This is a genomic window from Geobacter sp. (assembly GCF_027327745.1).
GTDB lineage: Bacteria > Desulfobacterota > Desulfuromonadia > Geobacterales > Geobacteraceae > Geobacter.
On sequence record NZ_DAHVYG010000079.1, the window covers coordinates 49,611 to 64,208 of the forward strand.

At 55.0% G+C, this 14,598-nt stretch carries 11 protein-coding genes; 3 read left to right on the forward strand and 8 right to left on the reverse strand.

Features of this window, described 5'->3' with window-relative positions:
- Nucleotides 1-192 precede the first annotated feature (192 nt).
- Together M6689_RS14680 and M6689_RS14685 are read right to left on the reverse strand one after the other, a co-directional pair.
- Nucleotides 193-1,620: a sigma-54 dependent transcriptional regulator gene (locus tag M6689_RS14680; protein WP_298273187.1), complete on the reverse strand. Its 1,428-nt coding sequence runs from the start codon at nt 1,618-1,620 to the stop codon at nt 193-195.
- 12 nt (nt 1,621-1,632) lie between these two features.
- On the reverse strand, nt 1,633-4,086 hold the full coding sequence (locus M6689_RS14685) for a PAS domain S-box protein (RefSeq protein WP_298273189.1): 2,454 nt from the start codon (nt 4,084-4,086) through the stop codon (nt 1,633-1,635).
- A 329-nt stretch (nt 4,087-4,415) separates the two neighbouring features.
- On the opposite strand from M6689_RS14685, the gene M6689_RS14690 reads away from it, so the two are divergent.
- The gene (locus tag M6689_RS14690) at nt 4,416-5,252 is read left to right on the forward strand and encodes a 3-oxoacyl-ACP reductase family protein (RefSeq protein WP_298273191.1); all 837 of its coding nucleotides are present in this window, start codon (nt 4,416-4,418) and stop codon (nt 5,250-5,252) included.
- 72 nt (nt 5,253-5,324) lie between these two features.
- Here the strand turns inward: M6689_RS14690 and M6689_RS14695 are convergent, their stop codons facing one another.
- The 6 genes from M6689_RS14695 to M6689_RS14720 form a co-directional block, all read right to left on the reverse strand.
- Nucleotides 5,325-5,546 (reverse strand): OB-fold domain-containing protein, encoded by a 222-nt coding sequence (locus tag M6689_RS14695; protein ID WP_298273193.1) that lies wholly within the window; start codon nt 5,544-5,546, stop codon nt 5,325-5,327.
- A gap of 3 nt (nt 5,547-5,549) precedes the next feature.
- Nucleotides 5,550-6,713: a thiolase domain-containing protein gene (locus M6689_RS14700; protein WP_298273194.1), complete on the reverse strand. Its 1,164-nt coding sequence runs from the start codon at nt 6,711-6,713 to the stop codon at nt 5,550-5,552.
- A 101-nt stretch (nt 6,714-6,814) separates the two neighbouring features.
- Nucleotides 6,815-7,573: an SDR family oxidoreductase gene (locus tag M6689_RS14705; protein WP_298273195.1), complete on the reverse strand. Its 759-nt coding sequence runs from the start codon at nt 7,571-7,573 to the stop codon at nt 6,815-6,817.
- 81 nt (nt 7,574-7,654) lie between these two features.
- The gene (phaC, locus tag M6689_RS14710; protein WP_298273196.1) at nt 7,655-8,770 is read right to left on the reverse strand and encodes a class III poly(R)-hydroxyalkanoic acid synthase subunit PhaC; all 1,116 of its coding nucleotides are present in this window, start codon (nt 8,768-8,770) and stop codon (nt 7,655-7,657) included.
- Nucleotides 8,771-8,781: 11 nt separating this feature from the next.
- Complete coding sequence (locus M6689_RS14715) at nt 8,782-10,200, reverse strand: poly(R)-hydroxyalkanoic acid synthase subunit PhaE (RefSeq protein WP_298273197.1); 1,419 nt, start codon at nt 10,198-10,200, stop codon at nt 8,782-8,784.
- Between the two features lie 445 nt (nt 10,201-10,645).
- On the reverse strand, nt 10,646-11,275 hold the full coding sequence (locus M6689_RS14720; protein WP_298273198.1) for a helix-turn-helix transcriptional regulator: 630 nt from the start codon (nt 11,273-11,275) through the stop codon (nt 10,646-10,648).
- 223 nt (nt 11,276-11,498) lie between these two features.
- Between M6689_RS14720 and M6689_RS14725 the strand changes: the two genes are divergently transcribed.
- Both M6689_RS14725 and M6689_RS14730 read left to right on the forward strand, forming a co-directional pair.
- Nucleotides 11,499-12,026, forward strand: a complete 528-nt coding sequence (locus tag M6689_RS14725; RefSeq protein WP_298273199.1) for a hypothetical protein — start codon at nt 11,499-11,501, stop codon at nt 12,024-12,026.
- A 312-nt stretch (nt 12,027-12,338) separates the two neighbouring features.
- Entirely contained in the window at nt 12,339-14,129 is a 1,791-nt protein-coding gene (locus tag M6689_RS14730; RefSeq protein ID WP_366949750.1) for a sigma 54-interacting transcriptional regulator, read from the forward strand.
- The last annotated feature ends 469 nt before the right edge of the window (nt 14,130-14,598 follow it).

A 14,598-nucleotide genomic window follows, 5' to 3' on the forward strand; every position in this document is an offset into this window, starting at 1 on the left:
CACGGAAGGGGTGCAATAAAGCTTGCGAGGATGAAAGGGCTAAAATGAAAAAATTTATGTAAACACAGGTGGTTGGACTAAATTGCAATAAACGTTGCAGGTGAATCAAACCTTGCACTAAACGAGTCTTCAGACAGGCTACCCGAGATGGCCACTAAAGCATGCCAATGACAGGGCTCACTCCGGAGATTTTTACGTCCCGCTCTTGTCGGCATGCATTCTGGCGAGTCTCTGATTGAGGGCCTGGCGACTTATGCCCAGAAAGGATGCGGCGGCACCCTGATTTCCCTTTGCCCGCGCCAGCGCTTCCTCAATGAGATAGTTTTCGGCCTCCTTCAGGGTGGGAAACCGTCCTGAGGGGCCCTTCGGCCAGTTGAACTCGGGCGTTGCCGGGGAAGATTCCTCGAAATGAGCCTGGTGACCGATCTGGTTTCTGAATACGGACATCGACAGCACCCCCCGCTCATGGCGTGCCATGGCATCGTAAGCCATTGCCCTGAGTTCCCGGATGTTTCCGGGAAAATGGTAGACCGAAAGATAACTGACCAGCTCAGGTGGGACTGCCGGCTTTTTCTTGTTGAAGGTGGCTGCCGCTTCGGCAAGGAAATGGTCAAGCAGCAGCGGAATATCCTTTTTGCGTTCGCGCAAGGGCGGCACATCAACCTGGTGGGCGCTCAGGCGAAAGTACAGATCCTTCCTGAATTTCCCCTCCGCCATGAACTGGCGGAGGTTCTGATTGGTGGCCACGACGATCCGGGCGTCGCTCCGCCTGATGACATCCGAGCCGAGAGGATAGTACTCCCCCTCTTGCAGAAGGCGGAGCAGCTTTACCTGCGATGCCAGGTTCAGATCACCGATTTCATCGAGGAAGAGGGTCCCGCCTGCCGCCTTGGCGATCATCCCTTCCCGCGCCTGCTCGGCCCCCGTGTATGCCCCTTTCTTGTGGCCGAAAAGGGTATCGGAAAACATAATGTCATCGAGGCCGGCCACATTCACGGCAACAAGGTCGCCCTTTCGGCCGCTCAGTCTGTGCAGCGCCCTGACCAGCCTCTCCTTTCCCACCCCGGTCTCTCCGGCGATGAGAACCGGCTGGCCTGTCTCCGCCACCGCATCCAGATAACCGAAAATCGCCTTCATTCTGCTGTCCTGCGTGATAAGGTCCGAGAACGCATCCTCACACTTCAATCGTCCGGTCAGCAGACTCTCCCGCAATGACGAATTTTCGCGGCGCAGGGAACTCATTTCCAGCGCCCTCCTGATGCAGGAGATAAAACGGCTCATCTCGACCGGCTTCACCAGGTAATCGAAGGCGCCGGCCTTCATGCATGCCACGGCGGTTTCAATCTCGCTTGCCGCGGTCATGACGATGACCGGCACCTGGGGATAATTGGAAACGACTTCCTCGAGCAGCTCCTGCCCGGAGACATGGGGCATCCACAGATCCAGGACGATTACCGCCACCTCTTGTTCTGCAAGAAGAGGAAGGAGTTTGCGGCTATCCTCAAGCGTATGCAGATTGTCCAGTCCTGCCCTGCGCAGAATCGCCGCGGAACTGAACAGGATTTCCGGCTCATCGTCCACCAGAACGATTGCTGAAGAGGCGTGATTCTTCTGATCCATGGGAAGGCTCCTTTACTCTCGTCCATTCTTGGTAATCGGCAGCTTCACCGTAACGGTCGTCCCCTTCCCGGGTTCGGATTCGAATTCCATGACGCCGTTATGCTTCTCAATGATTGATCGGGAAATGAACAGCCCAAGGCCGGTCCCCCCCGAGTCTTTCCTGGTGGTAAAGAACGGCTCGAACAACCTGGCAAGCACGTTTTCAGGCATTCCCACCCCCTCGTCCTGCACAATTATTTCGACGTACTCGGTATGCTCAGGATGACTGACCGAGACGAACATCCTCCCGTTTTTGTCCGGCAGAGAGTTCAATGCATTTATTACCAGGTTGATCACTACCTGCTCTAATTGATGCGCATTACCCCGCACGTAAGGAATATTCTCTTCGATATCGAGATTGAAATTGACGGTATGTTTTCTAATTTCATGCTCGACAATCTGACACGCAATCCTGACCGCTTTCCCCACATCCACACGCTCCTCAAGGTTGGAACCATCCTGGCGGACAAAGTCCTTCAGACTGTTGACGATGGCGTTTATTCTGCGTGTCCCCCCCATCAAGCCCGACAGGAGCTCCGGAATCTCCTTGCGGGCTGCTGAGAAGGGTACCCCGTCAAGGTAAAACTCGCCATGCTCCTTGGCGTATTCTTCCAGAACTTCCATGGCGTCCTTCCAGGTGGCGGAGAGGAGCGAAGCATTCGACATGATGTAATTGTTCGGGTTGTTGATTTCGTGGGCAATACTGGAAACGAGCGTGCCGAGCGATGCCATTTTGTTCGCATGGATCAACTTTGCTTCGGTTTCCCTTGCCTCTCGTTCCATCTGGACTTTTTTTGTTACATCCTTGAAAGAGCAGTAGGCAACTTCTTCGCCCTGCAGTTGAATCAACTGTCCGCGTATGGCGACAAGGATTTTCTCGCCGTTTTTTCTGAGGTTCACCTTGTTTGCAAGGTATCCGCTGCCGCTCCTTCTGATTTCACTGATGAAACTCCTGAATTCCTCATAATCGCCCGGGTCAAAGAATATCTCCGGACCTGATTTGATCAATTCCTCACGGGTGAAACCATAAAGCTGCTCCGCCGCAGCGTTTGCGTCGATTAGCGCCAGAGTCGCGCTGTTGAGAAGCAGGACAGCATCCTGATGCTGCTCGAATATCTGTCTGAAGCGCTCCTCGCTTTGCCTGAACGCTTCCTCGGCTCTCTTGCGGCGGGTGATGTCGCGGAAGTACCAGACTCTGCCGTTATGGCTCTTGTCGATGCCGCTCATCGGTGCCGAGTACCGCTCGAACATGATGCCGCCGACCAGCTCAATTACATCGTGACTTTTCTCCTCAGGGTGTTCGTAGAGATATCGCACACGCTCAAGAAACTCTTCAGGCTTGACCAGTCTGTCCGCTACCGATTGCAGAGCGCGCTCGTCGGACCCCGATGCAAGGACATCGGCGGGAATCTGCCACATATCGACGAATCGCCGGTTATAGGAAAGAATCTGTCCTCCCTCGCCCACAACGAGTATGCCGTCAGGGGATACCTCCTGCTGCGTCCGCAGGATGGCGTTCGAGAATTGCACCTCTTCCTCGGCCTGCTTGCGGTTGGTGATGTCGCGGACCGACTCGATAGCCCCGACCATCTTTCCCTCGGAATCGTAGAGAGGGGCAGCTGTCACCAGCATATACGCTTCGCCGCGCTTGACATTCCGGGCGTAGCTCTCGCCTGTGACCTTTCCGTTGATCCTTTTGACCGAAGGGTACAGATCTTCGATTTGCAGGGAAGGCGAGAGCACCAGGTCGATGAGCAAAGGCCGTCTGATTCCATAGAAGGGGAGGGCATATTCGCGGTTTCCCTTGCCGAGCATATCCTGTGCCTTTACGCCGGTGAACTCTTCAGCCGTTCGGTTCCACAAGGTGATTCTTCCTTCCAGATCAACGGCAAAGATTGCATCGGGAAGAAAATTGATAATGTCAGTCAATCGTCTTTTAGACGTCATCAACTCCGCGGTCCGCTCATCGACCCGTTTTTCCAGAGAATCGTTTGCTTCCTGAAGTCTTCTGGTAAGCTCTCGAATCCGCAGATGAACGCCAACGCGCGCCAGGAGCTCTGCCCGCTGGAAGGGCTTGGTAACACAGTCCACGGCTCCCGCCTCAAACCCTCTTACCTTATGCTCAGTGGCAGCCAGGGCCGTCATGAGAATAACCGGGATATCATGAGTCTCTTCCGAGGCCTTCAATCTGCGACAGACCTCAAATCCGTCTATTCCCGGCATAATTACGTCAAGCAGGACGAGGTCGGGCCTCGCCTCGTGAGCCCTTTTCAGCCCGTTTTCGCCGTCTTCGGCCACGATAATGTCAAAATCAGCTTTTTTCAGAACTGCTGAAACTGCTTCCCGACCGCTGGCATCATCATCAACAATCAGGATAGTGAATTTGCGCAGATCCGATAGCTTTGAATTTACTGGAAAAGCATCCATATTATTCCCGGGTGAAGAGTTGCGTCCGCATGCAGGTGATTCACAGCATTCCGTTAGATATTTCCAACCAAGTTCAGGTTTTTTATTCAGATAAACGTCGGGACACTAATGAAAATAATAAATTTTATGATATTTTATAACACGATTTTCCGGTTATGGTGTATTTATGGTAATCAATTCGCAATCTTGGAGAGGAGGTGAGTTAAAAAACAATAATTAAGAATGTGGTGTGCGACGCTGTATCAAAAGCGGTTACCCATTCGGAGCGGTGCCGTTACGCATTGAAAAGTCTACCAATCCCTATCTCGCAGAGCATTAAGGAGGGCAGCATGAGCAATCCGGATCTCACGCAGAACGAAAACGTTACGAGCCGAGTCGGCGACAAGCTCAAGGGCCGTGTGGCGTTTGTCACGGGAGGCACCCGGGGCATCGGCGCGGCTATCTGTCGCAGTCTCGCCAGCCAGGGGGCCGTGATCGCCGCGGGCTATGCCGGCAATGAAAAGGTAGCGGGAGAGTTTCGTGACACGTTTAGCAGGACATACTCCACGCCAATCAGCATCCACAAGGCTAACGCGGGTGATCCGGCGGATTGCCGCCGCACCGTCGACGAGGTGATCGCAACGCATGGACGTCTCGACATCCTTGTCAACAATGCCGGCATCACCATCGACAAGACCGTGCTCAAGATGGCGGACGACGACTGGTTCAATGTGCTCAACGTGAACCTGTCCGGCGTCTTCTTTCTCTCCCAGGCAGCCCTTCGCCACATGGCCGAACGGGGCAGCGGACGCATCGTGAACGTGTCGAGCGTCGTCGGCGAGATGGGTAATATCGGTCAGGCAAACTACGCCGCATCGAAGTCGGGCCTGTTCGGGTTAACCAAGACGCTCGCACGGGAAGCCGCCCTCCTGCTCGCCAGGTCGGGGAAGCTCCCCGATCCCAACGGGATAGGCCTCACCGTCAACACCGTCACGCCGGGATTCATCGCCACGGAAATGCTCGAACACATCCCCGAAAAGGTGATGGAGAAGATCCTGGCCCAGATCCCCCTTGGTCGCCTCGGCACGCCCGAAGAGGTCGCGCGCGTCGTGCACTTCATCGCTGCCGACGCGTCCACCTACATCACCGGGCAAATCTGGGGCGTGAACGGCGGCATGGACATGTGATGTGTGCCTAGCCCGTGGCACCAGGGGCCCCACGCAAAGCCGGGGGCCCCTGGCAGTTTGAGAGTTCAGGCACTATATGAACCTGTAAACGGGATTATTTCGTTCATCTGCCGTCAGATACCCCACTTCCATCCCGATTCTTACTTGAAGATCCTGGGTATACCCTTCGACAAGCGCTAGCCTCATCTGCTGATTCTCTTCTACCAGGGCCACCACGTACGGCGTCTTGTTTTTGAAATTGCCTGTTCCACTATGAATGATTGAATATGTATAGACAGTGCCGAGTCGGCTCATGTCCTACCTCCCCCGGAAGATGCTCACAACGCAGGTGGCTGCAGTGCCACCGAGGTTATGAGTCAAGCCGATGTCCGCCCGCTTCAACTGCCGTGCTCCACTTTCCCCGCGCAGTTGGGTGACTACTTCGTAAATCTGGCTTAAACCGGTTGCTCCAATCGGATGCCCCTTAGCCTTTAGCCCGCCGCTCACATTGATCGGAATCTGACCGTTGACGGCAGTCTTCCCTTCTGCCACTGCGACCGCCCCTTTCCCCTTTGCAAAGAATCCCAAATCCTCGGTATTGATTATTTGCGTGATGGTGAAACAGTCATGCACCTCTGCCAGATCAATCTGCGCGGGTGTGATCCCCGCCATCGCGTACGCCTGCCTGGCGGCATTCACGGTGACATCGAATGTTGTCAGGCTTTTCTTGGATGCTATGGTCAAGGTGTCGCCGGCCTGTCCACAGCCGACCACCTCCACAATGCGCTTACGGGAAATCGACTTTGCCAGGTCGGTTGCCGCGAGCACCACGAAGGCGGCACCGTCCGAGACCAGCGAGCAATCGAAGATTGTAAGAGGAGACGCTATCGGCATACCATTTATGACCTGGTCGATGGTAATTTTTTTCTGCAACTGCGCGTCGGGGTTAAGCAATGCGTTTTCATGGTTTTGTACCGCGCACATTGCCATTTCGTCGCGAGCATTACCGTACTCATGAAAATACCGGTTGGCGATCATGGCAAAGATTGCGGGAAAAGTTGCTCCGAGGCTGGCCTCCAGTTCAAAGTCCGAGGCACTGGCAATGCCAGCGGTTACGGTCTCGGTCGACTGATGGGTCATCTTCTCCACCCCGCCGACCAACACAATGTCATACATGTTCGACGCCACGGCAATCAAAGCCTGTCTGAAGGCAAGACTTCCCGAGGCGCACGCCCCCTCGACACGGATCGCGGGGATATTCCCCAACCCCAGAATTTCGGAAGCCAGAGGCCCGATGTGCCCCTGGCCGCACAGAAACTGGGAGTTAAAGTTGCTCATAAAGAGGGCTTGAATATCCTCTCTTCCTATCCCGGCGTCAGCGATGGCCTTTTCTCCCGCCTCCAGAATCAAACCTCTCAATGACCTGTCCGGATATCTGCCTATCTTGGTTTCCCCGATACCTATGACCGACACGCTACGCATTGTGTACCTCTCACCCCATGGGTGACGCCGACAGAAAAGAAGCCCCCTTCTCATCATGGGAGTGGGGGCTCTGCGTTGAGCCGCAAGGGCTTAACAGCCTGTCAGAGACGGAAACCGCCATCCACGCTGATGGTCCGACTGGTGAAGTAATCGTTTTCAATGATGTAGCGAGCTGTGTGAGCGATCTCCTCCGGCTCGGCCAAACGCCCCAACGGGACTTTCGATTTGAGCATTTCCAAAACCTCGGGACGAATCTTCTGCACCATTTCCGTGTTGACATACCCCGGAGCGATGGCCCCAACCCGAATGCCGTAGCGGCAAAGTTCCTTGCCCCACGTGGACGTCAGGGCAGCGACGCCGGCCTTGGCTGCCGAGTAATTGCTCTGACCGATATTGCCGTTTCTGCAGATACTGCTGATGTTGACGATCACGCCCTGGCGATTCGCTCGAACCATGCGGGCTGCGGCTTCTCGGCCGCAAAGAAATACTCCGGTGAGATTGACGTCGATAACCTGCTGCCAATCGCTTTTCGTCATCATTTCAAGCCCATCGCCCTTGCGCTTTACCAGCATGGAATCGCGCGTGATGCCGGCGTTGTTGATGAGGCCGTCGATCCCGCCGAAATCCTTCTCCACATTGTCAAAAAGGGTGGTCACCTCACCTTCCGAAGTAACGTTCGCGACATAGAATCGTACCTCGGCCCCCTGGTCCCGCAGCGACTCTGCGGCCTTCTCCAACACCTCGGCGTTGAGGTCGACCATCGCCACCCTGCCGCCGGCTTCAGTCAGGTTCCTGGCGAAGGCGAAGCCCAATCCACGAGCAGCACCGGTAACAACGAATATATTATCCTTGATGACCATTGGACCCTCCTGTCATAAAAAAATGAAATACGCAGAAGCCTTTGGGGCTCGGAAAATACTAACGTATCAAGATCGAGTCACTCATACTCTTGCTTTGATCCACTCGGCGATTTTCGGCGCCAGCGTTTGCTGCGTCTTGCCGGACACAAACATGCCGATGTGTCCGACGGGGTAGGCCAACTCCTGTACATCCTTGCTGCCGACGTGCTTCTGCAGTGCCTTGGAGGAGACGGGGGGGACCAGCGTGTCGTGCTCGGCATAAATAATGAGCACCGGCATGGTGATGTTTTTCAGTTCCACCTTGCGCCCCCCGAGCTTAAACTCTCCTTTCACCAGTTTGTTGTCCTGATAGAAGTCCTTGAGAAACTGGCGCAGCGTCTCGCCGGGCTGGTCGGGACTATCGAAAATCCAGGCTTCCATGCGCAGGAAGTCGGCCAATTTTTCGGCGTCGTCCATGATCTGCACCATGTTTATGTACTTCTGCACGCTGAGGCTGAAGGGCTGAATCATCATGTAAGCGCCGTTCATCATGTCACCGGGAACATTGCCGTAGGCGTCCACCAACAGATCGGCGTCGAAGGAGGTGGCCCACACGTTCAGCAGGCTGTCTTTCGTGTCGAAATCGACGGGTGCCACCATCGGGATGAAATTTTTCACCTTCTCCGGATAGAGGGCGGCATAAACCGCCGAGAAAGTCCCCCCCTGGCAAACCCCCATAAGATTTATTGCCTCGAGCTGGTGTTGTTCGCGGATAAAATCAACACAGTCGTTGATGAACCCATCGATGTAATCCTCCATGGTCATGAAACGATCCATGCGGTCGGCATAACCCCAGTCGATCAGGTACACATCCTGTCCCTGATCGAGCAGGTTGCGAATCAGGGAGCGATTGGGCTGGAGGTCGAGCATGGTGTAGCGGTTGACCATGGCGTACACGATCAGCATGGGGACGGGGCAAACCTTTTCCGCACGTTGCGTGTAGCGGTAGAGTTTGCGCTTGCCATCCTGGTAAACCAGCTCCTTTTTCGTGCAGCACCTCCGGCAGTGCCGGCAGCCTCCGCAGCTTTTATGGTGCTCTGCGTGAGCGACTGTCATTTCATTGAGCGATACGAGGTTCTCCACCCCTTTTCTGAGGTTTTCGGCGAACTTGTTGAAATCTTCCAGAGATTCCTTGAATTTATGCGGGAAAGTAATCATCGTATCCTCTCCTAAGCATTCTTGGATTTGCTTTTGGTGGTAGCCACAGATGCAGCTTTGTCGGCCTTAACCTGTTTAGCCAACTTCTCCACGGCGGCTTCTGCTGTCTTAGCTTTTTTTGCCTCATCTTTTGCCGCTGCTTCGGCGGTTTTCACGGCGGCCTTCGCCTTTTTCGCTTCATCCTGTGCGGCAGCTTCTGCAGCCTTCGCTTTTTTCGCCTCTTCCCGTGCCGCAGCTTCGGCGGCCTTCGTCTTTTTCGCCTCATCCTGTGCAGCCGTTTCGGCGGCTTTCGCTTTTTTCGTTTCATCTTCCGCCGCGACTTGCGCCTCGCGTGCCGCCCGCGCCTCTTTTTCCATTTCTTTCAGCACGCGCTGAAAGGTTCTCATGTCTCGTTTCAGTTGATGGATCTCTGCGATGGCCAGGTCAAGGTCCCGCTTAAGGGCAATCGGGGTCGGATCCAGCGCCTTTTCTGCCAGTTTATTCCACTGGATCTTCAGCCGATGCCCGGCGTCGACAAAGTCCCCCTGAAGTCTGGCAAACTCCTCGCTGCCCATAACCTCAAGAAAGACGGTTTCGTTTTCAACAGCCCAAAGGGCGCAAAGGTCGGTGAACTTGGCTACCGGTTTCTTGTTGAGGGCCAATTCGCTCAATTTGGTCTGAAAGCGGATTCCCGCCTTACGGGAGGTTGCTTCAACCAGCCGTGCCATTTTGATGTACGTTTGAACGAACTTCTGTGACATCACCAGTGCCTGGGAGATGTCATGGGCCAGTTCTCTGTTGATCCCCAGTTTCGGAGCCAAAAGATGCTTTTCCATCTCCTTGGCCCATGCGTCGAAACCCTCGGCCAGCTTCTCTGTGGCTTGGGCCGTGGTGGACTCGAACAATTTGTTGAATGAATCCAGATAACCGCTCACGAGCTCCCCGAAAGCGCCTTCTTCCTGCCCCAAAGCGCCTTGCAGCATCCCGAAGACCCGGCTCATCTGGCCGGCAATACTGGTATTACTGAAAGTGGAGAAAAAGGGATGATCTCTTTCCAGGAAAGAACGGAGAAACTTGGTGGCCTGCTGCCAGCCGCCATCCGTTCCCAGAGGGTTTTTCACCCCTCCGGGCAACTCGAGGCTGGAGAGCCAGTTTTTGTAAAACTCCTCGAAGAATGAGATGTTCATAAACTTCAGGACATCCGGGGGAACCTTGTCACTCCAAACGCTCTGGATCATTTCGTTCAGCCGCTTGCTGAATTCCCTGAACTGCTCCGTCAAATCGCTTTGGGACTTGAACCACCCATCAAAAAAGTCGGGTTCTTCTTTTTTGCTGCCGAGTATGTTTTCCATCCATTCCTTGCTCAATTCGACGTACTGCTTCGTCAGCGTTTCCTGGTTCTCTTGCCAGGTCTTCAGCCAGCCTGTCTGTTGTTTGAAAAAATCCTGCATATTGTCCCCTCTCATCGCTTCTTGACTCCCTATGGATTTATATCCACCCCGAACGGATAAGACTGATAAACAAAAATTAAACAAATTATAAATGGTGGCGTTGCCTTATACAAGCGAAAAAGTGAAGGAAGCAACCTAAGTGGCTCGGAAGGTACTAATATATCAACCTGAAAACGGCAGTTGTCGGAAGAGCTGAGGAGTGAATTCGGCGTATTTCGCTGCTGCTCGTGGCGAAGCGCAGCGTAACCAGCCGAACCCGCAGGGTGAGTCGATCGGCTGGAGCGGGAGAGCCTTGGAGCAGCAGAAATAGGCCGTCTGAACGGAGCAGGGCTTACGGCTGCTGCCGAATATGGGATCAATCGGTGGAGCAGTTTTTGGGAAGGGTTGGCGGGTAAATGTCCAGGTGTCAAAACGGAATGGATAAGTCAGGGACGAAACGGCGACCTCAAATTTTTACCTTTTTCAACCGTTCCATCAAGTGCTCCTCGATTTCCCGATAAGCCTCAGTCGGGTCGATTTTCAGGGTGAGAAGCATTTCGGCAAGCCTGTCTTCATCTCCTTCGCTCAGGCTGTCCAGCATATCCAGTCGTTCAAAAAGGGAGAGCTGCGTTTCCGTTTTCTGGACCCGGTAAAGTCTCATGATCCGGATGACATCCTGGTACATGTCGGCTTGGGAGTCGGCAGGCGATTCATCGGCAGTTTCTTCCTCCGCGAGAGCCTCTTTCATCAGGTTGGCCTCGGTGGCCTCCATGAAATCGACCATGGCATTGCCCCAGGGGGCAACCGGCGAACCGAGGAAGCCGCTGGCGGCGATGAAATTCTTCAGCGACTTGGAGCCGACAAGGCCGAAGTCCTTGTTGGTAATATTCAAAATCTCCAGCAGTTTCTCGATCTTCGCCTTCGGCACGCCGGCACGGCCCGACTCGAAGCGGGCCACCACCTGCACCGCGCTGTTGCCTTCGTATCCCAATGCAACGCCAAGTTCCTTGCGGCTCATCCCTTTCTCCAGGCGGCGTTTCTCCAGGGTTTTGCCTATTGCTTTTCGAAAGAGGTCTTTCTGTTCTTTGGTGATCATTTTTAACTGATTACTTTCTTTGTGTTTTTGTCTGCGAGGGGAGGTTGGGCAGCATGGCCGGGCAAGTCATCGATTTAAAATAAATCATATCCATAATTAACCCAAAACGCAATACTTAAACAAAATATAAATATTTGTCCTTGACACTTGTTTAACCTGTGTTTAAATTGGCTGCAGCGGGGTCGAATATTAGCCAAAAATTATCAGAAAAGGAGATGAAAAAATGGAAACCACGAATTTCAACAAAGAGATCCTGGCCTTCAACAAAAGCGCAATCAAGATGAGCTTCGACGCGCTGAGCGCTTTTTCCGGACAGGCCGCGGTAGCAACCGACTCCCTTCTGGGGGCAACTCCCTCCGTTCCCGAAGAGGGGAAGAAAGCCGTCAGCATCTACTTCAAGGAAAGCCAAAAAGGTCTGGCCACCCTGAAGAAGCACGTGGAAAGCGGTCTGGAATTCGATTGGACGGCTAAGGATGCACCGGTGAAGAACCTGGAGGCGATGGAAAGCTTCTGCAAGGACGTTTTCAGCCAAGCCGTCGAGATCAGAAAAGAGACGAAGGCGTTGGTTGAAAAGGCTACCAAGCAGCTTCCCAAGGAAGCGAAACCCCTTGTTGACTTCTGGACCGAGTCCTTCAACAGTGGTTTTGAATTCTTCCAGGCTTATGTGACCAAGAATTTTGAGTTGGCAAAGAAGGTCATTGCTGAAGTTCCGGTTATCACTCCGGTGACTGAGCCTAAAGCCTCCAAGTAGATTGTTGTGCAGCTCGTTGCGCTGGCTGTTTCACGGCAACGAAATATCAAACCGAACTAAAGGCATAAACAAAAAGACGGCACCTTTGGCGCCGTCTTTTTGTTTATGCTGATGCCCTCTGATCTTCCGCCACCAAGGTCTTTCCCCCCCTTGCAGTATGCCGATTAGCTTCGATTAACTTCTTGGAGTTTGCTGCCGTCAAGCTTGAAGGTCTGTTTTCATAAACAACTGTTTTAAATCATGTTGACTTTAACGTAAAGATTATGTAAAAATTGCTGCTCTATTGTATGCAAGGTGAGAGGAGAGTGTTCCATGCTGCATGCGGAGATGATGGAGGTAAGTGGCGCAGGGGGCGAGGCGCCGGCGGAGACGAGAGAGACGGGGATAATTCAGGTGGACGAAATGCTGATGATCGTCTCCCTGGGGGGAAATGCCGGCGCGCTGCTCGGTGTGGATCTCGTCACCCTCCTGGGACGCAGGGTCAGCGAGGTGCCCGGCCTGTCGAGCCTGGCCAGCCTGATATACAGCGGCATAAGTTTCAGCAACCAGATCATCCGGCTTGGCGACCGGCGTCTGGCTTGCGACTACGTACCGCGGATCGAAGGAGGCGGCATTGCCGGCGGGGTGCTGACGCTCGTCAGCGGCTTCTCCGAAGAGGCCGCCTCCATGGCCGACGAACTGAGCGAGCTCCTCCGCTCGGCCGGCGCCTTCATGGACTATGACGGCATCATCATCCTCAATCGGGCAGGCGTGGTGGTGATGGTGAACCAGGCCTTCGCCGATGTGCTCGACACCACCCCACAGGCAATGATCGGCAAGCATGTCCACCAGGCCTATCCCAACTCGCAGCCGTCCCGCATGCCCCACGTGATGGAGACCGGCAAGCCGGAGATCAGCACCCACTACATGAACGGCAAGGAGGTCTACGCCAGCCGTTTTCCCCTGGTCAGGGGGGGGAAGGTCATCGGCTGCGTGGGAAAGATCCTCTTCAAGGATGTGCGCGAGATCACGCTCCTTGCCAGCCGGCTCCAGAGCAGACCGGAAGGGAAAACCCCCGCGCGGACGGTGGCGGGGAAAGGTTCGCTCTTCAAGTATGACATCAACAGCATCGTGGGCCAGAGCGTCAGGATTGCCGAACTGAAGGAGACCATCCTGCGGGTGGCCCCCAAGAACTCCAACGTCCTGCTGCGGGGGGAGAGCGGCACCGGCAAGGAGCTCTTCGCCCATGCCATCCATGCCGCCAGCACGCGCCGCTATTCCCCCTTCGTCAAGGTGAACTGCGCCGCCATCCCGGAGCACCTGCTGGAGTCGGAACTCTTCGGCTATGCGGAGGGGGCGTTCACGGGGGCGAAGAAGGGGGGGCAGGTCGGCAAGTTCGAACTGGCCCACACCGGCACCATCTTCCTCGACGAGATCGGCGACATGCCCCTCGCCATGCAGGCCAAGCTCCTCCGGATCCTCCAGGAGCGGGAACTGGTGCCGCTGGGAAGCATTACTCCGAAGGTGGTGGACGTGCGGGTGGTGGCGGCAACCAACAGCAACCTCGAACAGCTGGTCAGGGAGGGGCGGTTCCGGGAAGACCTCTACTACCGCCTGAACGTGGTCGCCCTCACCATCCCCTCCCTCCGGGAACGGATGGAGGATGTCTTCGCCATTGCGAAAAGCTTCGTGGCCCAGTTCAATGCCGAATTCGGCCTTCAGATCCAGGGGTTCGACGGCCCTGCCTGGGAGATCCTCCGGCATTACCACTGGCCGGGGAACATCCGCGAGCTCCGCAATGTGATCGAAAGCGCCTTCAACGTGACCAGCGGCCCCCTGATCAGGAGGGAAGACCTCCCCCTCCAGCTTTCCCGCCCCTCGCCGGCTCCCCCGTCTCCGCCGGAATGCCGGCCGGACCAGGATCTCGACAGCTATCTCCGCTCCTGCCTCGGCAGGAAGAACATCGGCGAGATCATGGACGATCTGGAGCGGCTCCTCATCGAAAAAGCCCTGGAACTCTGCGGCGGAAACAAGCTCCAGGCCGCCCAGCTCCTCGGCATCTCCCGTCCCGGCCTGTACAAGAAGCTCCAGAAGCAGTCTCCGGGCGATGGGATCCCCTCTTGACACGGTTCCTTCCCCCGCTATCTTCCGTTCCCCCGAAAATGTAAACCCTCGTTCTGTTTGATCCCGACCGATGCACCCCCCGTGCGCCAGCTTTTTCCGCCGGGGACCTCTGGGTGTAAACGAATGTATCACGTGTATAAAAACGGAATCACGCGGTAACGCTTCGAAATCACTGCATTGTACGGTTGCGGCGTCACCGTGGGCGGGATGGCGTGTCAACCGTTGGAGACACGAGGCCGCGAAGTGGTGTGCTGCGTGCGGGCTTTGGTCAGTGATGAATTGTTGCGTAATTTCAGTACAATGGGCGCGAGTGATGCTGTCTTGAAGAAATTAAACAGCGTTTGGTATCGGGTTTGCTTTACCTGTACGTTAAGGGAAGAACTGCGGTCGGCGTATGGCGAAAGGAGGGGAGGGTCGAAGAGGGGAAGCGGCTACAGAGAAGTGAGCGAGGAGCGAAAACCATGATGAA